The sequence below is a fragment of the Pseudomonas sp. S34 genome (assembly GCF_009866745.1).
Lineage (GTDB): Bacteria > Pseudomonadota > Gammaproteobacteria > Pseudomonadales > Pseudomonadaceae > Aquipseudomonas > Aquipseudomonas jessenii.
In genome coordinates, this window is the sequence record NZ_CP019398.1 from 5,571,784 (window position 1) to 5,594,002 (window position 22,219).

19 protein-coding genes are annotated in these 22,219 nt (G+C 59.8%); 7 read left to right on the forward strand and 12 right to left on the reverse strand.

What is annotated here, in order from left to right; translation table 11 throughout:
• Window positions 1–109: 109 nt before the first annotated feature.
• The gene (locus tag PspS34_RS24950) at window positions 110–2,239 is read right to left on the reverse strand and encodes a mechanosensitive ion channel domain-containing protein (RefSeq protein WP_154862090.1); all 2,130 of its coding nucleotides are present in this window, start codon (window positions 2,237–2,239) and stop codon (window positions 110–112) included.
• 354 nt (window positions 2,240–2,593) lie between these two features.
• Between PspS34_RS24950 and PspS34_RS24955 the strand changes: the two genes are divergently transcribed.
• From PspS34_RS24955 to PspS34_RS24970, 4 genes are all read left to right on the forward strand, one after another.
• Complete coding sequence (locus PspS34_RS24955) at window positions 2,594–3,805, forward strand: MFS transporter (protein ID WP_154862088.1); 1,212 nt, start codon at window positions 2,594–2,596, stop codon at window positions 3,803–3,805.
• 251 nt (window positions 3,806–4,056) lie between these two features.
• On the forward strand, window positions 4,057–4,821 hold the full coding sequence (locus tag PspS34_RS24960) for an endonuclease/exonuclease/phosphatase family protein (RefSeq protein WP_223473591.1): 765 nt from the start codon (window positions 4,057–4,059) through the stop codon (window positions 4,819–4,821).
• On the forward strand, window positions 4,818–6,110 hold the full coding sequence (clsB, locus tag PspS34_RS24965) for a cardiolipin synthase ClsB (RefSeq protein WP_150814478.1): 1,293 nt from the start codon (window positions 4,818–4,820) through the stop codon (window positions 6,108–6,110). Before PspS34_RS24960 ends, clsB begins: the two co-directional genes overlap by 4 nt.
• Window positions 6,097–7,083, forward strand: a complete 987-nt coding sequence (locus PspS34_RS24970; protein ID WP_154862086.1) for a lysylphosphatidylglycerol synthase domain-containing protein — start codon at window positions 6,097–6,099, stop codon at window positions 7,081–7,083. The genes clsB and PspS34_RS24970 overlap by 14 nt, the downstream gene beginning before the upstream one ends.
• A 139-nt stretch (window positions 7,084–7,222) precedes the next feature.
• Here PspS34_RS24970 and PspS34_RS24975 read toward each other — a convergent pair whose 3' ends face one another.
• The 3 genes from PspS34_RS24975 to PspS34_RS24985 all read right to left on the reverse strand — a co-directional run bounded on the left by PspS34_RS24975 (window position 7,223) and on the right by PspS34_RS24985 (window position 10,373).
• The gene (locus PspS34_RS24975; RefSeq protein ID WP_057713108.1) at window positions 7,223–7,981 is read right to left on the reverse strand and encodes an alpha/beta fold hydrolase; all 759 of its coding nucleotides are present in this window, start codon (window positions 7,979–7,981) and stop codon (window positions 7,223–7,225) included.
• The gene (locus tag PspS34_RS24980; protein WP_150814481.1) at window positions 7,971–9,080 is read right to left on the reverse strand and encodes a DUF3182 family protein; all 1,110 of its coding nucleotides are present in this window, start codon (window positions 9,078–9,080) and stop codon (window positions 7,971–7,973) included. Before PspS34_RS24980 ends, PspS34_RS24975 begins: the two co-directional genes overlap by 11 nt.
• A gap of 300 nt (window positions 9,081–9,380) precedes the next feature.
• On the reverse strand, window positions 9,381–10,373 hold the full coding sequence (locus PspS34_RS24985; protein WP_154862085.1) for a GlxA family transcriptional regulator: 993 nt from the start codon (window positions 10,371–10,373) through the stop codon (window positions 9,381–9,383).
• Window positions 10,374–10,474: 101 nt separating this feature from the next.
• On the opposite strand from PspS34_RS24985, the gene PspS34_RS24990 reads away from it, so the two are divergent.
• Window positions 10,475–11,035, forward strand: a complete 561-nt coding sequence (locus PspS34_RS24990) for a cysteine hydrolase family protein (RefSeq protein ID WP_154862084.1) — start codon at window positions 10,475–10,477, stop codon at window positions 11,033–11,035.
• A 221-nt stretch (window positions 11,036–11,256) separates the two neighbouring features.
• A complete protein-coding gene (locus PspS34_RS24995) occupies window positions 11,257–11,757 on the forward strand; it encodes a DUF417 family protein (RefSeq protein WP_154862083.1) in 501 nt (166 codons plus the stop codon).
• Window positions 11,758–11,787: 30 nt separating this feature from the next.
• Here the strand turns inward: PspS34_RS24995 and PspS34_RS25000 are convergent, their stop codons facing one another.
• The 3 genes from PspS34_RS25000 to PspS34_RS25010 all read right to left on the reverse strand — a co-directional run bounded on the left by PspS34_RS25000 (window position 11,788) and on the right by PspS34_RS25010 (window position 14,748).
• On the reverse strand, window positions 11,788–12,660 hold the full coding sequence (locus PspS34_RS25000; RefSeq protein ID WP_154862082.1) for an AraC family transcriptional regulator: 873 nt from the start codon (window positions 12,658–12,660) through the stop codon (window positions 11,788–11,790).
• A gap of 162 nt (window positions 12,661–12,822) precedes the next feature.
• A complete protein-coding gene (locus tag PspS34_RS25005; RefSeq protein ID WP_007984430.1) occupies window positions 12,823–13,341 on the reverse strand; it encodes a single-stranded DNA-binding protein in 519 nt (172 codons plus the stop codon).
• A gap of 9 nt (window positions 13,342–13,350) precedes the next feature.
• Complete coding sequence (locus PspS34_RS25010; protein ID WP_154862081.1) at window positions 13,351–14,748, reverse strand: MFS transporter; 1,398 nt, start codon at window positions 14,746–14,748, stop codon at window positions 13,351–13,353.
• A 191-nt stretch (window positions 14,749–14,939) separates the two neighbouring features.
• Between PspS34_RS25010 and uvrA the strand changes: the two genes are divergently transcribed.
• Complete coding sequence (gene uvrA / locus PspS34_RS25015; protein ID WP_150814486.1) at window positions 14,940–17,774, forward strand: excinuclease ABC subunit UvrA; 2,835 nt, start codon at window positions 14,940–14,942, stop codon at window positions 17,772–17,774.
• 63 nt (window positions 17,775–17,837) lie between these two features.
• Here the strand turns inward: uvrA and bfr are convergent, their stop codons facing one another.
• From bfr to rpsD, 5 genes are all read right to left on the reverse strand, one after another.
• Window positions 17,838–18,302 carry a bacterioferritin gene (gene bfr / locus PspS34_RS25020; RefSeq protein WP_008053867.1) on the reverse strand — a complete coding sequence of 155 codons (465 nt, stop codon included), beginning with the start codon at window positions 18,300–18,302 and terminating at the stop codon, window positions 17,838–17,840.
• A 148-nt stretch (window positions 18,303–18,450) separates the two neighbouring features.
• Window positions 18,451–19,905 carry a catalase gene (locus PspS34_RS25025; protein ID WP_154862080.1) on the reverse strand — a complete coding sequence of 485 codons (1,455 nt, stop codon included), beginning with the start codon at window positions 19,903–19,905 and terminating at the stop codon, window positions 18,451–18,453.
• A 237-nt stretch (window positions 19,906–20,142) separates the two neighbouring features.
• Window positions 20,143–20,529, reverse strand: coding sequence for a 50S ribosomal protein L17 (gene rplQ, locus PspS34_RS25030; RefSeq protein WP_007970429.1), 387 nt, complete (start codon window positions 20,527–20,529; stop codon window positions 20,143–20,145).
• A gap of 42 nt (window positions 20,530–20,571) precedes the next feature.
• A complete protein-coding gene (gene rpoA, locus PspS34_RS25035; RefSeq protein ID WP_007970428.1) occupies window positions 20,572–21,573 on the reverse strand; it encodes a DNA-directed RNA polymerase subunit alpha in 1,002 nt (333 codons plus the stop codon).
• Between the two features lie 22 nt (window positions 21,574–21,595).
• A complete protein-coding gene (rpsD, locus tag PspS34_RS25040) occupies window positions 21,596–22,216 on the reverse strand; it encodes a 30S ribosomal protein S4 (protein ID WP_003176404.1) in 621 nt (206 codons plus the stop codon).
• Window positions 22,217–22,219 lie beyond the last annotated feature (3 nt).

Below are 22,219 nucleotides of genomic sequence, written 5' to 3' on the forward strand. Positions count from 1 at the left end.
CAAGCCCGCTCCCACATTGGATCTATGTCCGGACGCAGATTGGTGTTCCAACATAAAACCCTGTGGGAGCGGGCTTGCCCGCGAAGAGGCCAGTATTGTCGACAAAAAACTATTGCGACCGCGGCCGATCCGGCATCAGCACCGCCGAATGGTCCGGCTCATGCCCCGCCTCGGCTGGCGGCTCGACCGCATGCCTGGGCACCAGCGCCTGCTGTGGATAAGTCTGCGCGAAATGCACCCACGGGCAGTTATCCACAAGCTTTTTCAGGCGCTGGTTGAAAGCCCGGCTCACCGCGTATTGACCACCGGACACCGTACGGAATTGCGCGGTCAGCACCACACCGTTGAGGTCCATCTTGTCGACGCCAAACACATCCAGCGGCCCTTGCAGGTTGTAGCGCAGGAACGGGTCGTTGCTGATGGAATGCCCGGCCTCGCGGATCAGCTCGATGGCCTTGTCGACATCGGTGTCGTAGGTGAACTGCACCGAGAAAAACGCATAGGCGAATTGCCGCGATTGGTTGGTCACGGCCTTGATCTGCCCGAACGGCACCGAGTGCACGAAGCCCTTGCCATCGCGCAGGCGCAAGGTACGGATGGTCAGGCCTTCGACGGTGCCGGCATGCCCGGAATCGAGCACCACCCAGTCACCGATGGACAGGGTGTCTTCGATGATGATGAACAGCCCGGTGATCACGTCCTGCACCAGTTGCTGGGAGCCGAAACCGATCGCCAGGCCGATGACCCCGGCACCTGCCAGGAACGGTGCGACGTTGATCCCCAGGTTGGCCATGGTGGTGATCGCGCAAATCACTACCAGGATGATTTTGATCGCGTTGCGCAGCAGCGGCAGGATGGTTTTCACCCGCGTACTCGGCTGGCGCGCCGAGCGCTTGTTGGTTGGCGGTTTCAGGGCTTCCTGAATCGCCGTGTCGAGCACCACCCAGACCATCCAGGTCACCAGCAGGATCAGACCGATGTGGCCCAGGGAATCACTGATCGCCCGGCCCACGGCATTGGTCACCGCGAATTCGAACAGCGACACGCCCCAGATCCGCCCGAGGATATCGATGAACACGATGGCCATGGCGATGCGCAACAAGGCATGTGACAAATTGAGAAAGCGCTCCTTGTAGGCGCTGCTGCGGCGCAGGTCCGCTTCGCTGCGCGTCTTGAACAGATGATGCAGCGTGGTGCTGAGAAACACCGTGGCGATCAGCAGCACCGTGGTGAACAAGGCGCTGCGCAGCACTCTCTGGTTGTCCACCCCGGCGCCGATCAGGTTGATGATCGAAACCAGGACCATCAACAGAATCGGCCAATACCAGAGCCCGGAAAATATCCGCAGGGTTTCGCGCAACGCCGGCTGGCTGAGGCGCTGGGCCAGCGGCAGGATGTGGATCACATGGGCGACCGGGCGACGCATGCGGATCACCAGCAAGCCGAAGGAAATCGACGCTGCCAATCCAGTGAACACGGCAATGCTGCTGGTGAGATTACTGCCCAGTTGATGGGCGATCTGCGGGCTGGTCAGGGCATCGCTCAGGGCCACCAGAAAACCGATGCCGAACAGCGGTCGTGGGCTGTGTTGTCGAATAATCTGCACCGCCCGCCGCTTGTGTCCGGCATTGAACATCACCACCAGCGACAGCACCAATGACGCGGCAAAGATCCCGGCACTGGTGGCATAGGCAAAACACAACGCCAGCGCCCTTCCCGCCGATATCGGCAAAAGCTGGCTGGCATAAATCGTCAACGGCAGACTGATCACCGCGGGAAGGGTGTAGGGCAGCACGTAACCGAGCAACGCCTGGCCCCGTTCGCGACTGAGCAGCAGACGGTGCTCGCACAGGCGCCTGGCGACCATCCGCCCAAGCAGCCAAAGACAGGCAAACACGGCCGCCCACACGCAGGTCAGCAGCAGGAAATCGCCGGCGACGCGCCAGGGCGAATGGGCCGATGGCTTATTGACCAACTGATCCACTTCATCGGCCGCGAGGTCGGCACGCAGGCGCCAGACGTCGAGGAGGTTTTCGTTGAGATCGAGTTTGGTCTGGACCTCGTCGATGCTTGAACTGATGGCCCCCAGTAATCCGCCTTGCACCAGCGGTTCGGGATGGGCCGGCGGCGTCGCGGCGGTCGCGGTGGTCGGCAGCCCCGGTATCGCGGCGGCTTCCAGTTGCTCGCTACCCACAAACAGCAACGCTCCCAGCAGTATCGCGGTCTTGAGCCTGATCAAAACACCCGCTCCTTTGGCTGTGTCGGTAAGGAACTGATCGAGAAATACCGGGCAAGTTCGGATATTGCCCGCAAATAGCAGGACAGTGATATCTCCAGTGGCGAGGGGGCTTGCCCCCGTTCGGCTGCGAAGCAGTCGTAAACCCATTGCATGCGGTGTATCAGATGAATTCGAATGGTAGGTTTTAGGGGCGCTTCGCACCCCAACGGGGGCAAGCCCCCTCGCCACAAATATGCATCCGCCCTCACGATCTTTGATCTGCACGCAAATATCAAATGCTCGTCCCTGTATTTTTCCGCACGATCCGAACCACGACACTGCGCTCCATCGAATGAATCCACCGGAGTTGCAGCCATGCCCATTGCCTTGCTCGCGCTGACCCTCAGCGCCTTTGCCATCGGGACGACCGAGTTCGTCATCGTTGGCCTGTTACCCACCATCGGCGCCGACCTCGGCGTCAGTCTGCCATCCGCCGGCCTGCTGGTCAGCCTGTATGCCCTTGGCGTTGCCGTCGGCGCCCCGGTGCTGACCGCCCTCACCGGCAAGGTTCCGCGCAAATTGCTGCTGTTGTCGCTGATGGTGCTGTTCACCCTCGGCAACCTGCTGGCGTGGCAAGCACCGAGTTACGAGTCGTTGATCCTCGCACGGATCGTCACCGGCCTGGCCCATGGGGTGTTTTTCTCGATCGGCTCGACCATCGCCACCAGTCTAGTGCCGAAGGAAAAAGCCGCCAGCGCGATTGCCATCATGTTCACCGGCCTGACCGTGGCGCTGGTCACCGGCGTGCCGCTGGGGACATTCATCGGCCAGCATTTCGGCTGGCGTGAAACCTTCCTCGCCGTTTCGGCCCTGGGCGTGATCGCCTTCATCGGCAGCCTGATATACGTGCCGAAAAATATCGCCCACAGCAAACCCGCATCGCTGTTGCAGCAATTGCAGGTGCTCAAGCAACCACGCCTGCTGCTGGTGTATGCGATGACGGCCGTCGGCTACGGCGGCTCGTTCATTGCCTTTACCTTCCTCGCGCCGATTCTTCAGGACCTCTCCGGCTTCAGCGCCAGCACCGTCAGCCTGGTGTTGCTGGTCTACGGCATCTCCGTGGCCGTCGGCAACATCTGGGGCGGCAAACTGGCGGACAAGCGCGGCCCGATCAGCGCCCTGAAAATCATCTTTGCCCTGCTCGCCGCCGTGTTGTTCGTGCTGACTTTCACCGCCGGTAATCCTTGGCTCGCGCTGGCCACCGTGCTGGTCTGGGGCGCCGTGGCATTCGGCAACGTGCCGGGGTTGCAGGTGTATGTGGTGCGTCAGGCTGAGCATCACACCCCGCAGGCGGTGGACGTGGCGTCCGGCCTGAACATCGCAGCGTTCAACCTCGGCATTGCCGGTGGCGCGTGGGGCGGAGGCCTGATCGTCGCCCACATGGGGTTGATTCACACCGCATGGATCGGTGGCCTGGTGGTGTTGGTGGCGCTGGCATTGACCGCGTGGAGTGGACGTCTTGATCGCCTCGGCCCGGTGTATGCAGAACCGGCCGAGGGTTCTGCCCGCGTGATCACCGGCCACTGATAAACCCTGTGGGAGCGGGCTTGCTCGCGAAGGTGGCTTATCAGTCACATCCATGTTGAATGGACCGCCGTCATCGCGAGCAAGCTCTCTCCTACAGTTGTTCGGTAGTGCTCTACAGAGAATGTACCGTCCGTAGTCCCATCGAAACTTTCGCCGCCGCCCCGGAGTCATCCAAAAACAGGGGCCGTCAGGCGGGAGGCGACATGACAGCGAATCACACCGATGTTCCCGCACACTCAAACGCAACCGACATGCAGGTACAGGGTCCGTCCGTCACTTGTCGTTTCAAGGTGCTGACGGTCAACACCCATAAAGGTTTCACCGCACTCAACCGGCGTTTCATCCTGCCGGAACTGCGTGAAGCGGTGCGCAGCGTGTCTGCCGATGTGGTGTTTTTGCAGGAAGTCCACGGCACCCACGAACAGCATCCCAGGCGCTACACCAACTGGCCGGCGATGCCGCAATACGAATTCCTTGCCGACAGCCTGTGGCCGCAGTTCGCCTATGGCCGCAATGCGGTGTATCCGGCGGGCGATCACGGCAATGCGCTGTTGTCGAAGTTCCAGATCATCCGCCACGACAACCTCGACGTGTCCATCAGCGGCCACGAGAACCGCGGGCTCTTGCATTGTGTGTTGCGCTTGCCCGGCGACGGCCAGGAGGTGCATGCGATTTGCGTGCATCTGGGGCTGCGCGAAACCCATCGCACCGCGCAACTGAAGCTGCTCGCCCAGCGCCTGGACGCCCTGCCCGGCGACGCCCCAGTGATTGTCGCCGGGGACTTCAACGATTGGCGCCAGCGCGCCGATGCATTGCTCACGCCCAGCGGTTTGCGCGAAGTCTTCGCCGAGCACCATGGCAAACCGGCGCGCAGTTTCCCCGCGCGCTTGCCGGCATTGCGCCTGGACCGCATCTACGTACGCAACCTCAAGGCCAGCCATCCGCAAGTGCTGACCTCCCGGCCCTGGTCGCACCTTTCCGACCACGCCCCGCTGTCGGTGGAGATCGAGCTATGAGCAGCCAGTCGATGGAAAAAAACACGCTGGAACACATCCCCGCTCCGCCCACCCGCGAGCCGACAGCGGTCGATGTCGAATACGGCTGGCAAGGCAGCAATCGGGTCGAGTTGCTGGAAAATGGCGAGGCGTATTTTCCCCGGGTGTTTGAAGCCCTGCGCCGGGCGCAAAATGAAATCCTGTTGGAGACCTTCATTCTGTTCGAGGACAAGGTCGGCAATGAACTGCAACAGATTCTGATCGAAGCCGCCCAGCGTGGCGTGCGCACTACCGTCAGCCTCGACGGCTTCGGCTGCGGCGAACTGAGTACCGGGTTCCTGAACGCCCTTACCGCGGCCGGCGTGCACCTGCAAATGTTCGATCCGGCACCGAAACGCCTGGGCATCCGCACCAACTGGTTCCGGCGCCTGCACCGCAAGATCGTGGTGGTCGATGGCACCGTCGCGTTCGTCGGCGGGATCAATTTTTCTGCCGATCATCTGGCCGACTTCGGCCCCGAGGCCAAACAGGATTATTCCGTAGAAGTACAAGGCCCGGCCGTGGCCGATATCCATCACTTTGCCCTGCTGCAATGCGGTCGCCCGGCGCACGCAAAATACTGGTGGCACCGCCGTCGACAGCGGCGTTCGGAACTGGCCTTCAGCGATCACGATGGCCAGGTGCGGCTGGTGTACCGCGACAACGGGGAACACCAGACCGACATCGAGGAGGTTTACCGCCAGGTATTGCGCCAGGCGCAGCGCCGGGTGGTGATCGCCAACGCCTACTTCTTTCCCGGGTTCCGCTTGCTGCGCGAGATCCGCAACGCGGCCCGCCGAGGGGTGGATGTGCGGCTGATCCTGCAGGGTCAGCCAGACATGCGGGTGGCCAGGCTTGCGGCGCGCATGACCTACGATTACCTGCTCAAGTCCGGGGTGAAGATCTACGAATATTGCGACCGCCCGCTGCACGGCAAGGTCGCACTGGTGGATGAAGACTGGAGCACTGTAGGCTCCAGCAACCTCGACCCGTTGAGCCTGTCGATGAACCTGGAAGCCAACGTACTGATCCGCGACCGTGGCTTCAATCGAGTTCTGTTCGATCGCCTGGAAGACCTCAGCGACAACCATTGCAAGGTCATGTCTCACGACATCGCGCCACGCGGGCGTGTCTGGCACATGACCGTCGGTTTTCTGGTGTTTCACTGCCTGCGGCATTTCCCGGCGTGGGCCGGTTGGTTGCCGGCGCATAAACCTCGCCTGAAACACATTCCTCCTCCGACCGGGGCCGCTGACCATGAACCGCACTGAGCCCCACACGGCAACTCACGCCAAAAGCCCTGGCAAGTCGCACTGGAACCGCTGGAAACGACCGCTCACGATGCTGTTTTTCCTGATGCTGATCGTGCTGTTCACGATGCTCGCCCAGCGCATCGAATGGAACGAAGTGTTCGATACCCTGGCCGATTTCAAGGTGCGCACACTGATCATTGCCTCGGGGCTGACCCTGGTGAGTTTTCTGGTGTACGCCTGCTTCGACCTGATCGGCCGCACCTACATCCGCCAGAACCTGACCTGGAAGCAGATTCTGCCCGTGGGGATCATCAGCTACGCCTTCAACCTGAACCTGAGCGCCTGGGTCGGTGGCATCGCCATGCGATACCGACTGTATTCGCGGCTCGGGGTCAGTAAGAGCAACATCGCGAAAATCCTCGGTCTGAGCCTGGCGACCAACTGGTTCGGTTACATGGTCATTGCCGGCGCCATGTTCAGCAGCGGGCTGGTACGCATGCCGCCGGGCTGGAAGCTCAGCAGTAGCGCGCTGCAAGGCGTGGGGGTTTTGTTATTGCTGCTGAGCGCCGGATACCTGGTGGCGTGCCGGTTTGCCAAACGTCGGGAGTGGGTGATTCGTGGTGTGGAGATTGACCTGCCGTCGCCGCGCATGGCCGTGCTGCAACTGGCCCTCGGTGCCCTGAACTGGTCGCTGATGGCAGCGGTGATCTTCACCTTGCTACCGAACAAACTGGACTATCCACTGGTGCTGGGTGTGCTGTTGATCAGCGCCATCGCCGGGGTCATCACTCACATCCCGGCCGGGCTCGGCGTGCTGGAAGCCGTGTTTGTGGCGCTGCTGCAACACGAGGCTTCGCGGGGCAGCCTGGTAGCGGGGCTGCTGGCCTATCGGGCGATTTATTTCATCCTGCCGTTGTTGATTGCCCTGGTGATGTACCTGCTGGTGGAAGCCAAGGCCAAGTCATTGCGGATTGCGAAGAAACCCAAGTGATTTTGTGCCGGTTGTGAGGACGCCTTCGCGGGCAAGCCCGCTCCCACAGTGTCTGTTGGTGGATACAGATTCCATGTACACCCTCGATCCTTGTGGGAGCGGGCTTGCCCGCGAAGGGGCCCGCAAGAACACCCCAATATCAGGATGATTGAATAATGCTCAAACGCTCCCCCACCACCATCTCGGTAATCCAGCCGACAAGGATCGAGGTGTAGGCCTGCTGCGAAACCGGGTCGCTCAGCGCATGGTCGGCGCCATCGATAATGCGATGGGTCAGCGAGTGAGTCTGCTGACACGCCGCGCGGTAACTCATGATCGTCGAATGGGGCACGTAGTCGTCGGTCTCGGACTGCACCAACAGGACATCCCCGGTGAATTGCGAGCAGGCGTGCAAGGCACGATTGCTGTCGGCACGCACCAGAGTGCTTCGGTAATCACGCAGATCCAGCTTGTCCAGGTCGCGTTTCGGCGCGTGCCATTGCTCGTCGCGATACAGCGCCGGCACCCGCAGCGCCAGCCAGCGCACGGGCCTCAGCGAGGTCAGAATCGAGGCCAGATACCCCCCATAACTGGTGCCGACCACGGCAATCGCCGAGGTATCGAGGGCCGGGTGCGCGAGCAAGCGGTCATAGGCCGCCAGCAGGTCGCGCAAATTGTCTTCCCGGGTCACCCGGGACAATGGAATGCCGGTGCCACCGGTGTGCCCGCGCAGGTCAAAGGTCAGGCACACGCACCCCAACCCGGCGATACCTTTGGCGCGTTCCAGATCCCGCTCCTGGCTGCCGCCCCAACCGTGCACAAAGAGCACGCCGGGGACTTTCGATTTGGGACTCAGGAAGGTCCCGCTCATCTGTTCGTCGTCGATGTCGATCTGAATGGATTCGCTTCTAGCCGTCATAGGGTTTAACCGTCACGTACTTGAGGAGAAAGTCACTGGCCTGCGCCGGCCCGCGGTACACCTCGATGGCGTCCGCCGGCAGCGGCTGGTCGATGTAGGTTTCCACCGAAGACACACGAATCGCGCACATCCCCGGATCGTTGACGAAATTCTGCAAGGCCGCGACCTCGGCGCTGCTGGCTCCGCCCATGCGCCAGGATTGTTCGAGCACACCGCTGCGTGGCCGGCCATCGCTGCCGACGCCCTGGGCGATGTCGTAGTTGCGCCGTGAGGCATAGAAACCTGGGTAGGCTTCATCCGCCGCGCTGTCGAACACCTGTGCCTGGCGGATCGCCAGTTGCACGTCTTCCGGCAGATCCAGCTTCAACAATTCGTCATAGCCGCCTGGCACCACCAGCAGGTTGGACCCGCCATACACCTGTTCACCCTGAGCGTCCTCGGTCAAATATTGATCACCGCAATAACTGAGTACCTTTGCGCCGATAAAACTCTGGCCGACGCTGTGGGTGATCACCTGGTCCAGGTCCTGTTCGAGCACCACGCCTTCGCTGAACATCGCCTCGGCCTCGGGCTGGGCAAGCAGGTCATCGAACTCGTCGAGGCTTTTGATCACTTCCTGACCACGTCCGGCACAGGCATGAATCGGTTTCAGGCGGATCGGCCCGGTGTACAGCAAATGCTCCGCCGCCGGGCGCGCATCCTTCAGGGAAAACACGCTGAGACCGTCGAGCACCACGCTGCGCACCCGCTCGGAAAACAACGGAGCCCAGCCTCGCGGCGCATGGGCATGGTGGTTGAGCAATCCGTGACTGATCGCTTTGGTGCAGATGAAGTCGTGGTCGACATAACCACCCCACAAATCCTCCGGGCCCTTGACCCCCAGTTGCCGGGCAGCCGCAGCGCCCACAAGGGTCTGGGTCGGCAACAGGTAGAGGTCTCGCCCTGCATGCAGTTGCGGGTCGTAGCTGCCGCCGTACTTGAGCCCCAGTATCTGCGCCAGCCAGCGGGCCAGTGCGCGGTTGGTTTCAACTTCATGCACTGGCGCGTCGGCGAGCACCGAATGGGCGACCACCAGTTTCCTGCGGTTTGCCGGGGTCATGCATCCCCCTTCAATCGACGTTTGATGAATGTAGCTGAAGGGGTGCAGAGATCAGGCCAAGGCCCGTTGAGGGAAAAGGGGTTTTAAATCAGCCCGTTGCGCAGGGAGTGATGGCATGTGGCCTGTTTTATTCTGCACGACGCCCTTTGATACTCCGGCATTTTGCACGATTCCAGCCCACACGCCCGCCCCTGTGGGAGCGAGCTTGCTCGCGATGAGGGAATGACATTCAACATTTATGTAGCAGACACACAGCTATCGCGAGCAAGCTCGCTCCCACAGGGAATCGAGGTGATGCGACTACCGCGCGACCGATCCAGAGTTCACCCCAAAACGTGTCCGATAATCACTCGGCGCCAACCCGGTGATTTTCCTGAACGTTGCGCGAAACGCACCGGGGTCCTGATAACCCACGGTCCAGGCGATGTGGTCGATGGTGCCGTTGGTGAACTCAAGCATTTCCCGGGCCTTGCCAACTCGCAGGTGCTGGCAGTATTCGGTGGGTTTGAGCCCGGTGGCCGCGCGAAAGCGTCGCAGGAAGGTGCGTTCTTCCAGCCCTGCCTTTTCGGCCATCGCCGCCAGCGACACATCGGTCGCTCCGGTGCTTTGCAGCCAGTGTTGCACCTTGAGGATCGTCGCATCGCCATGACTGAGGATCGGCGCAAAGTTGCTGCCGCACTCACTGGCGCTATCGCTGTGTTCCACCACCAGAAAACGCGCGGTGTTGGTGGCGATGCTCGGCCCCAGCAGCCGGTTGACCAGGCGCAGACCCAGTTCCGACCAGGCCATCAGCCCGGCGGTGGTAATCAGGTCGCCGTCATCGACAATCGGCGTATCGGCCTTGAGCCGGATCGCCGGATAACGTTCGGCGAAAGCTTTGGCCGAGGTCCAGTGAGTGGTGGCGCTACGACCGTCGAGCAGACCGCTTTCGGCCAACAGGATAGAGCCCACGCAAACCCCGCCCAGTGTCGCGCCGCTGGCATGTTGCTCACGCAACCAGCGAATCAATCCCTGTGGCGCCTGGCCCTCGGAAAAACCGCCGATCGACGGCGGAATCAACACGGCCACCAGGGCGCGCTCCGGGCCAGGATGGCTGTCGAAGACCCGAACCGGCGCCTGATCACCCTCGACCTGCCAATGGCTGACCCGCAACAGCGGCAACTGCGCAGACTGATGTTCGGCGGCGATCCGGTTGGCCACCCCGAACAAATCCGTCAAACCATGCACCGCCGCCATCTGCGCGCCGGGATAGATCAGTACACCGAGTTCGGCGATTGCCCTTTCTGCGTCCATTGTCAGTTTTCCCCCTTCTATTGTCGGTGCGGCCAATCCTCGGATCGCCTGCCAGAGCCAATACTTCATTCCACACCAACACACACTTCGAGGAAACAGTCATGGCCAAGCAAGCGCTCATCCTAGTCGATATCCAGAACGACTACTTCCCCCAAGGCAAGTGGCCGCTGGTCGGTGCTGACGCCGCCGCCGACAACGCCGTCCGCCTGATCAAGGCCTTCCGCGACGCAGGGGATTCAGTGGTGCACATTCGCCACGAATTCACCTCTGAAGATGCGCCGTTTTTCACCCCGAACTCCGAGGGCGCGAAGTTGCACCCGAAAGTGCTCAACCGTGCCGACGAACCGGTGGTGCTCAAACACTTCGTCAACTCGTTCCGCGAAACCGAACTGAAATCGATCCTCGACGAACAAGGCATCAAGGAACTGGTGGTCGTGGGCAGCATGAGCCACATGTGCGTCGACGGCATCACCCGGGCGGCGGCGGATTTTGGCTATACGGTCACTGTGATCCACGACGCCTGCGCCACCCGTGACCTGGAGTTCAATGGCGTGACGGTTCCGGCGGCGCAGGTTCATGCGGCGTTCATGGCGGCCCTGGCGTTTGCCTATGCCGGCGTGGTCTCGACCAACGAGTACCTGACAAGAAGCCGGAAGCTGTAAACCTTATTCAGGACAAGACAGCAAAAATGAAAAAGCCCATGGCCTCACCTGCCATGGGCTTTTAATTGCCGGTGAGTCTGGACGATCTGCATCAAACGCAATACCGCCAGCATCCTGAAAAGTCATGCCGAAGCCAACAATCACTCTACTCCCAACGCATACGCGGGGGATGTTGCTTTCACCCATGCCACTTTCTGGATAACTCACTGGAAGCCTGAACAATGAACAGCATGAATATCAGCACTGACAGCCTGTCGAAAAAAACATCCCTCGGACTCACCACCATGACGCTAGGGACCTACGGCATTTACTTCGCCCTCGCCGTTATCTACTTCTGGTTCGGGGGAATGAAATTCACCCACTATGAAGCAGAGGGACTGGTGCCACTGGTAAGCAACAGCCCCTTCCTGGGATGGGTCTATAACATTTTCAGTGTCGATCTGTTTTCCAGTTTGCTTGGCGTTCTGGAGATCTCCATCGGTGTGCTGATTGCGGGTCGCCTGCTGTCGCCAAAGCTTTCCTTGATCGGGGGCGCCTTGTCGGCCGGGCTGTTTTTCACCACCTTGAGCTTTATGTTCTCGACCCCCGGCGTGATTGAGCCCGGCCTTGGTTTCCCGGCCATTTCGGTCGCGCCAGGCCAGTTCCTGCTCAAGGACATCGGCTTGTTTGCCGCCTCCCTGTTCGTGGCGGGCCATTCGCTGACCCGACTGGAAACCCCTTGAGCTGACAACTTCACCCGCCGATGGCCTGAATCAGCTCGATGCATTCAGGTCATCGCCATCACCAGCCAGTACGCGGCCCTCAAGGGCCAGGGATTTCATCCAGTCCCGTGGACTGCAGCCGGTCTTGCGGCGAAACGCACGGGCAAGGGCCGACGGACTTTCATAGCCCACCTCATCGGCGATCAGCGTAATCGGCCGCCCCTCCCGCAGGCGCTTCTGCGCCAGACTGATCCGCCAGCTCAGAAGATAATCCAACGGTGTTTGCCCCAGGACCGCGCGGAAATGCACGGCATAAGCGGCGCGGGACATGTTCGATTCATTTGCCAACTCGGCCACTGACCAGGCCCGCTGAGGTTGGTTGTGCATCTGTATCAGCGAGCGCGACAGCCGCACATCGGCCAACCCGGCCATCATGCCGGTGCTCAACTGATGGTGGTCGAGCAAATGCCGGAACAGCAGGATGATCAACAGTTCGAACAAACGATCAAGCACGGCCTCCCTGCCGCAATGCCCGGCGCCAGCTTCACCGAACAGCCATCTCAGGGTGTCGGCCAGCAACGGCAGCTCATCCTGGGGCAACACCAGAAGATCGGGGAGCGAAGCAGATATCGGATTGCTGGCGCCGCCATCGAACAGCATCGACGCACATAACAGCTGAGCACCTTCAGTCTCACTGGCGATGAGCTGATGTCGACTGGGGCGTGGCAGGAAAATCAGGCTGGGGCGAGTGATCAACAACTCACTCCTCCCTGGGCCTTTCAACGTGACAGAGCCGGTCTGCAACAGGTGAATATGACCGCGCTGGTCGGCGCCATCGTAGGACGCCACGCCGCAAAGCATGCCGCTGTAAAACAGGTTCGCGCGCACGCCGAACTGTGACAACAACGTAGACAGGCGATCCATAGGGCAACTCTGCACAGGGTCTGGACCCATAGCAGAGTATCACTGCGCGCTGACGGCTGGACGATCCTCGATCCCGGCGAGGAATGCCCTGGTAAAAATGCAAAAAGCCCGGCATCCATAGGGAGGCCGGGCTTTTTCAGGTTCTATTCTTTGGTGAAAGAATCAGAACGGGATATCGTCATCAAAGCTGTCGAAATCCGGAGCCGGCTGAGGAGCGGCCTGCTGTGGAGCCGGGCGCGACTGTTGCGGCGCCGACTGCTGTGGACGTGGAGCCTGCTGGCGTGGCGCGGACTGCTGGTAGTTGTTACCACCGCCCTGGCCTTGCTGGTCGCCCTGTGGACGGCCGCCCAGCAGTTGCATGGTGCCTTGCATGTCGACCACGATTTCGGTGGTGTAACGCTTGATACCGTCTTTTTCCCACTCGCGGGTCTGCAGCTTGCCTTCGATGTAGACCTGAGAACCTTTACGCAGGTATTCGCCAGCGATTTCTGCAACCTTGCCGAACATCGACACACGGTGCCATTCGGTCTTTTCAACTTTCTGACCGGTTTGCTTGTCGGTCCACTGTTCGCTGGTCGCCAGACTCAGGTTGGTCACGGCGTTACCGTTAGGCAAGTAGCGAACTTCGGGATCCTGGCCGCAAGTGCCGACCAATATGACTTTGTTAACCCCACGGGCCATAACGTTCTCCTAGGCTACGCACGCTGCCCCGGCCGGGTTGTTCACCAGGCTCTCAAGGGTGGTGCGATCCAATAGTTCGGTGTCCAGTTTGATGTAAATCGCCGCCTCTTCCGCGACGATGACTGCATCTGTTATCCCTACGACCGCCTTCAGGCGCTCGACCAGACCCGCTTCGCGGATCGCCTCGGGCGACAACGGCAAGCGCAGGCTCGTGACGTAGGGAGGTTCGCGCATGGTAACAGCAAAGGCCAGCCAGAGGGCAGCCAGACCGGCGCATCCGAGGAACACAACCGACAGACCGCCATGCTGGAACAGCCAACCGCCAAGAATGCCGCCCAATGCCGACCCGAGGAACTGGCTGGTGGAATAAACCCCCATCGCCGTGCCCTTGCCGCCGGCCGGTGAAACCTTGCTGATCAGCGATGGCAACGAAGCTTCCAGCAGATTGAACGCGGTGAAGAACACCACCGTACCGATCACCAGAGCCCGCAAGCTGTCGCCGAACTGCCAGAAGAATAGCTCAGTAAACATCAGCGTCACGACGGCGCCGAGTAAAACTCGTTTCATTTTGCGTTTCTTCTCGCCGTAGATAATGAACGGGATCATGGCGAAGAAAGAAATCAGCAACGCGGTCAGGTACACCCACCAGTGCTGCTCTTTGGGCAGCCCGGCTTTCTCGACCAGCGCCAGCGGCAAGGCGACGAAGCTGGACATCAACATCGCGTGCAACACAAAAATACCCAGGTCCAGCCGTAGCAGGTCCGGGTGCTTGAGCGTCGGCATCAATGCCTGGCGCGCAACACCGGACTCGCGATGCTGCAATGTCCCGGTAGAGCGCGGCACCATGAACATGACGATCAAAATGCCGAGCAGCGCCATGCCGCCCGTGGCGAGGAACAACCCGGACAGACCAAAAGCGCGGGTCAGCAACGGGCCGACCACCATGGCGACGGCGAACGACAGACCGATGGTCATGCCGATCATGGCCATGGCTTTGGTCCGATGCTGCTCCCGGGTCAGGTCTGACAACAAGGCCATGACCGCGGCTGAAATCGCCCCGGCACCTTGCAGGATTCGCCCGGCGATCACGCCCCAGATCGAATCGGCATTGGCCGCCAGCACACTGCCGAGTGCGAAGATAATCAACCCGATGTAAATCACCGGGCGGCGGCCGATGCGATCGGAAATGAAACCGAATGGAATCTGGAAAATCGCCTGGGTCAGGCCGTAAGCGCCAATCGCCAGCCCGATAAGGGCAGGGGTCGCTCCTGCCAGGTCCATTCCATAGGTCGCCAAAACCGGCAACACCATGAACATGCCAAGCATACGGAAGGCGAACACCAGGGCCAGACCGCTTGCCGCGCGGGTCTCGCTGCCGCTCATGCGCTCGCTGTGGGGATCGTGCATGGAAAAACCTCATGTGAACCGGCGGCGATTCTACCAGTCCCATCGATTGGCAGGGTATATCGCGACGCTTTGACGCGTGTAGATGACAGAGCTTTCATGCAAGGCAGCAATAGCAGCATTCGATAGTGTGCATCCATCCAGTATTTGGCCGTATACTCCTACGTTTTCGACGCCCGCCGAGCGAGGCCACCTTGGACAAGATCCTGATTCGTGGGGCTCGAACCCACAACCTGAAGAACATCGACCTGACCCTGCCACGGGACAAGCTGATCGTCATCACCGGCCTGTCCGGCTCCGGCAAGTCGTCCCTGGCTTTCGATACCCTGTACGCCGAAGGCCAGCGCCGCTACGTCGAATCGCTATCGGCCTACGCCCGGCAGTTCCTGTCGATGATGGAAAAGCCCGACGTCGACACTATCGAAGGCCTGTCGCCGGCGATCTCCATCGAACAGAAGTCGACCTCGCACAACCCGCGCTCGACGGTCGGCACTATCACCGAAATCTACGACTACCTGCGCCTGCTTTATGCACGCGTGGGTATTCCCCGTTGCCCGGATCACGACATCCCGCTTGAAGCGCAGACCGTCAGCCAGATGGTCGACCTGGTCCTCGCCGAACCGGAGGGCAGCAAGCTGATGCTGTTGGCGCCGGTCATCCGCGAGCGCAAAGGCGAGCACCTGTCGGTTTTCGAAGAGCTGCGCGCGCAGGGTTTTGTCCGCGCCCGAATCAATGGAAAGCTCTATGAGCTGGACGAAGCTCCCAAGCTCGACAAGCAGAAAAAACATACCATCGATGTCGTGGTCGACCGCTTCAAGGTTCGCGCCGACCTGCAACAACGCCTGGCCGAATCCTTCGAGACCGCGCTGAAACTGGCGGACGGCATCGCCCTGGTGGCGCCGATGGACGACGAGCCGGGTGAAGAGATGATCTTCTCCGCACGCTTCGCCTGCCCGATCTGCGGCCACGCGATCAGCGAACTGGAACCCAAGCTGTTCTCCTTCAACAACCCGGCCGGCGCTTGCCCGACCTGCGATGGTCTGGGGGTGAAGCAGTTCTTCGACATCAAGCGCCTGGTCAATGGCGAACTGACCCTGGCCGAAGGGGCGATTCGTGGCTGGGACAGGCGTAACGTCTATTACTTCCAGATGCTCGGCTCGCTGGCCTCGCACTACAAGTTCAGTCTGGAAGTTCCGTTCAACGAATTGCCGGCCGATCAGCAGAAATTCATCCTGCACGGCAGCGGTTCGCAAAACGTCGACTTCAAATACCTGAACGACCGTGGCGATATCGTCAAACGCTCGCACCCGTTCGAAGGCATCGTGCCGAACCTGGAACGCCGTTACCGCGAAACCGAATCGGCATCGGTGCGCGAAGAACTGGCCAAGTTCCTCAGCACCCAGTCGTGCCCGGATTGCCGTGGCACCCGCCTGCGGCGTGAAGCGCGGCATGTCTGGGTCGGCGAGAAAACCCTGCCGGCAGTGACCAACCTGCCGATCGGCGATGCGTCCGATTATTTTGGCGGGCTCAAGCTCACCGGACGACGTGGCGAAATTGCCGACAAGATCCTCAAGGAAATCCGCGAGCGTCTGCAGTTCCTGGTCAACGTCGGCCTCGACTACCTGTCGCTGGATCGCAGCGCGGACACCTTGTCCGGTGGCGAGGCCCAGCGTATTCGTCTGGCCAGCCAGATTGGCGCCGGCCTGGTGGGCGTCCTGTACATCCTCGACGAACCCTCCATCGGCCTGCATCAGCGCGATAACGACCGGCTGCTGGGCACCCTCAAGCACCTGCGCGATATCGGTAACACGGTGATCGTGGTCGAGCACGATGAAGACGCGATCCGCCTGGCCGACTACGTGGTGGACATCGGCCCGGGCGCTGGCGTGCACGGCGGGCATATCGTTGCTGAAGGCACACCGGCCGAGGTCATGGCTCACCCGGACTCGCTGACGGGTAAATACCTGTCGGGCCGGGTGAAGATCGAAGTCCCGGCCAAACGTACACCGCGCAACAAGAAGCTGACGCTGTCGCTCAAGGGCGCGCGCGGCAACAACCTGCGCAATGTCGACCTGGAGATTCCGATCGGCCTGCTGACCTGTGTGACCGGCGTGTCCGGCTCCGGCAAGTCGACGCTGATCAACAACACCCTGTTCCCTTTGAGCGCCACGGCGCTGAATGGCGCCACTACCCTCGAAGCGTCCGCCCACGACAGCATCAAGGGCCTGGAGCACCTGGACAAGGTCGTCGACATCGACCAGAGCCCGATCGGCCGTACACCGCGCTCCAACCCGGCGACCTACACCGGTTTGTTCACGCCGATCCGCGAGTTGTTCGCCGGCGTACCGGAGTCCCGCTCCCGCGGCTATGGTCCGGGGCGATTCTCCTTCAACGTCAAGGGCGGCCGCTGCGAGGCTTGTCAGGGTGACGGCCTGATCAAGGTCGAGATGCACTTCCTGCCGGACATCTACGTGCCCTGCGACGTGTGCAAGAGCAAGCGATACAACCGCGAGACCCTTGAGATCAAGTACAAGGGCAAGAGCATCCACGAAACCCTCGAGATGACCATCGAGGAAGCACGGGTGTTCTTCGATGCCGTACCGGCCCTGGCGCGCAAGCTGCAAACATTGATGGACGTCGGCCTGTCGTACATCAAGCTGGGGCAATCGGCGACCACGCTGTCCGGCGGTGAAGCCCAACGGGTGAAACTGTCCCGCGAGCTGTCCAAGCGCGATACCGGCAAGACCCTCTACATCCTCGACGAACCCACCACCGGTCTGCACTTCGCGGATATCCAGCAACTGCTGGACGTGTTGCATCGCCTGCGCGACCACGGCAACACCGTGGTGGTGATCGAACACAACCTGGACGTGATCAAGACCGCTGACTGGCTGGTGGACCTGGGGCCGGAGGGTGGCTCCAAGGGCGGGCAGATCATTGCCGTCGGCACCCCGGAAGAAGTGTCAGAGATGAAGCAATCCCATACCGGTTATTACCTCAAGCCGCTGCTGGAGCGCGATCGGGCTTGACCCCCCCATGAAAAAGCCCCTGTCACTTCATCAGTGACAGGGGCTTTTTTGTATTCGCAGCAATCAGGTGTGGGATTGCAGGTAGTTCTCAAGCCCGATCAACTTGATCAGACCCAACTGCTTCTCGAGCCAGTAGGTGTGATCTTCTTCGGTGTCATGCAATTGAACCCGCAGCATTTCGCGGCTGACGTAGTCCTTGTGTTGTTCGCAGAGCTTGATGCCCTTGCACAACGCAGCCCGTACCTTGTATTCCAGGCGCAAATCCGCTTCGAGCATCTCTGTCACCGTGGTGCCGACGTCGAGGTCGTCCGGACGCATGCGCGGCGTGCCTTCGAGCATCAGAATCCGGCGCATCAGGGCATCAGCGTGCCCTGCTTCCTCTTCCATCTCGTGGTTGATTCTTTCGTAGAGCTTGGTGAAACCCCAGTCCTCATACATCCGCGAGTGGACGAAATATTGATCACGCGCGGCCAGTTCGCCGGTCAGCAACGTGTTGAGGTAATCGATCACATCTGGGTGGCCTTGCATCGCCCTACATCTCCCTGCTTTAAAGTTGTAGTTTGAACCAACATGCCCTTATCGTCACTCGCAAGACGCAATAAAAGCGAAGATATTCTGAGAAAACCGGCTGAAATAACGCAAAAACCGCCCAAACAAGGGCGGTTCTGCTTCTCATTTAGACTTCGTTAAGCTGTACGTTGAGCAGCTTTGCGATTGCTTCTCCATACGCCGGGTCAGCCTTGTAGAAATGCTGCAACTGGCGATCAACCACATCACTCGATACACCCGCCATCGCACCGGCAATGTTGCTAACCAGCAATGATTGCTGCTCCCCAGTCATCAAGCGGAACAACGCGCCGGCATGGCTGTAGTAGTCGGTATCCTCGCGGTGATCGTAGCGATCAGCCGCACCGCTCAGTGCCAATGGCGGCTCCGCATAGCGAGGCGCTTGCTTCGGCGACTCAACGTAGCTGTTCGGCTCGTAGTTGGGTGCCGCACCGCCGTTACTGCCAAACGCCATCGAACCATCACGCTGGTAGCTGTTCACCGGACTGCGAGGCGCATTAACCGGCAATTGCTGGTGATTGGTGCCAACACGGTAGCGGTGAGCATCCGCGTAAGCGAATACTCGACCTTGCAGCATGCGGTCAGGCGATAAGCCAACACCTGGGACCATGTTGCTGGGACCGAATGCCGCTTGCTCGACTTCAGCAAAGTAGTTCAGCGGATTGCGATTGAGCTCCAGCTCTCCGACTTCAATCAGTGGAAACTCTTTCTGCGACCAGGTCTTGGTGACATCAAAGGGGTTCTCGTAGTGCGCCGCTGCCTGAGCTTCGGTCATGATCTGGATGCATACGCGCCATTTCGGGAAATCACCCTGTTCGATGGCATTGAACAGGTCGCGCTGGGCGTAATCCGGATCAGTGCCCGCCAGGCGCGCAGCCTCCGCTGGAGCAAGGTTCTTGATCCCCTGCTTGGTCTTGTAGTGCCACTTCACCCAGTGACGCTCACCTTGAGCGTTGATGAGGCTGTAAGTGTGGCTGCCGAAGCCATGCATGTGACGGTATCCATCAGGGATACCCCGGTCGGAGAACAGGATGGTGACCTGGTGCAGCGCCTCGGGCGAATGCGACCAGAAGTCCCACATCGCCTGGGCACTCTTCAGGTTGCTTTGCGGCAAACGCTTCTGGGTGTGGATAAAGTCCGGGAACTTCAGTGGATCGCGAATGAAGAACACGGGGGTGTTGTTGCCGACGATGTCCCAGTTGCCTTCCTCGGTATAAAACTTCAAGGCGAACCCGCGCGGATCACGCTCGGTATCGGCCGAACCCCGCTCACCGCCCACGGTGGAAAACCTCAGGAAAGTCGGGGTTTGCTTGCCGACTGTCTCAAACAGCTTCGCGCTGGTGTATTGAGTGATATCGCGGGTCACGGTGAACGTACCGTAGGCACCCGAGCCTTTGGCGTGTACACGGCGCTCAGGGATGTTTTCACGGTTGAAGTGGGCAAGCTTCTCGATAAGGTGAAAGTCGTCGAGCAGCAGCGGGCCACGAGGGCCGGCGGAACGGGAATTCTGGTTATCGGCAACAGGAGCGCCACTGGCGGTGGTAAGCGTTTTGTTTTGGCTCATGCGATCTTCCTTCCTCTGTCGGTCTTGAACTGCCGGCTATCGGCTGAGAGGGAGTATTGATCATCAATATGACAGCTACAAATTCATTAACTTGCAGACATCGATAGAGAAAAACTAATGATCATCCCCATCACATAATGACGACGTGGACGCGGGAGACGCTTGTACAGAGGGCGCGTTTCTTACAGGCACAAAAAACCGGGCACTAGGCCCGGTTCTTTGTTTCAGACTGACGTCTTACTCGGCAGATACAGCTTCGCCAGCAGTAGCACGATCAACCAACTCGACGTACGCCATAGGCGCGTTGTCGCCAGCGCGGAAACCGCACTTGAGGATGCGCAGGTAGCCACCCTCACGGGTAGCGTAACGCTTGCCCAGGTCGTTGAAGAGCTTACCAACGATAGCTTTCGAACGAGTACGGTCGAAAGCCAGACGGCGGTTAGCAACGCTATCTGTCTTGGCCAAAGTGATCAGCGGCTCGGCAACGCGGCGCAGTTCTTTAGCTTTTGGCAGAGTAGTTTTGATCAGCTCGTGCTCGAACAGCGACACCGCCATGTTTTGGAACATGGCCTTGCGGTGCGAGCTGGTGCGGCTCAGGTGACGACCACTTTTACGATGACGCATGGTTCATTCCTTACCAAACACTACGTTCGGTGATTACGACGATCAGGCAGTCGCCTTGTCGTCCTTCTTAAGACTTGCAGGCGGCCAGTTGTCGAGGCGCATGCCGAGGGACAGACCGCGGGAGGCCAGAACGTCCTTGATTTCAGTCAAGGATTTCTTGCCCAGGTTCGGAGTCTTCAACAGCTCTACTTCGGTACGCTGAATCAGGTCACCGATGTAGTAGATGTTTTCCGCCTTAAGGCAGTTAGCCGAACGTACAGTCAGTTCCAGATCGTCAACCGGGCGAAGCAGGATCGGATCGATCTCGTCTTCCTGCTCGACAACCACTGGCTCACTGTCACCCTTGAGGTCGACGAACGCAGCCAACTGCTGTTGCAGGATGGTTGCAGCGCGGCGAATTGCCTCTTCAGGATCCAGAGTACCGTTGGTTTCCAGATCAATAACCAGCTTGTCCAGGTTAGTACGCTGCTCGACACGGGCGTTTTCCACCACGTATGCGATACGGCGAACCGGGCTGAACGAAGAGTCAAGCTGCAAGCGACCGATGCTGCGGCTTTCGTCTTCATCGCTCTGACGCGAGTCTGCCGGTTCATAACCACGACCACGAGCTACTACGAGCTTCATGTTCAGGGCGCCGTTAGACGCCAGGTTAGCGATTACGTGATCGGGATTAACGATCTCGACATCATGATCCAGCTGAATATCGGCAGCGGTAACCACCCCCGAACCCTTCTTCGACAAGGTCAGCGTAACTTCGTCACGACCGTGCAGCTTGATAGCCAGACCTTTAAGGTTCAACAGGATTTCAATTACGTCTTCCTGTACACCTTCGATGGCGCTGTACTCGTGGAGCACACCGTCAATCTCGGCCTCGACTACTGCACAGCCGGGCATTGAGGACAACAGGATGCGGCGCAGCGCGTTGCCCAGGGTATGGCCAAAGCCACGCTCGAGAGGCTCGAGAGTGATCTTGGCGCGGGTTGGACTGACAACCTGCACATCAATGTGGCGGGGTGTCAGGAACTCATTTACCGAAATCTGCATGGATGCACCTATTTTCTAGCCCTTACTTGGAGTAGAGCTCGACAATCAGGCTTTCGTTGATGTCGGCGGACAGATCACTGCGAGCTGGAACGTTCTTGAAAACGCCCGACTTCTTCTCAGTGTCTACTTCTACCCATTCTACGCGGCCACGTTGGGCACACAGATCGAGAGCTTGGACAATGCGAAGTTGATTTTTTGCTTTCTCGCGAACAGCGACCACGTCACCAGCACGAACCTGGTAGGACGGAACGTTAACGGTCTGACCGTTTACGCTGATCGACTTGTGCGATACCAGCTGACGGGATTCGGCACGAGTCGAACCAAAGCCCATACGGTATACAACGTTGTCCAGACGGCATTCGAGCAGTTGCAGCAGGTTTTCACCGGTTGCACCTTTCTTGCCAGCAGCTTCTTTGTAGTAGCCGCTGAATTGACGCTCGAGAACGCCGTAGATACGACGGACCTTCTGCTTTTCACGCAGTTGGGTGCCGTAGTCGGACTGGCGACCGCGGCGTTGGCCGTGGATACCAGGTGCTGCTTCAATGTTGCACTTCGATTCGATCGCGCGCACGCCGCTCTTCAGGAAGAGATCGGTGCCTTCGCGACGAGCGAGTTTGCATTTTGGACCAATGTAACGAGCCATTCT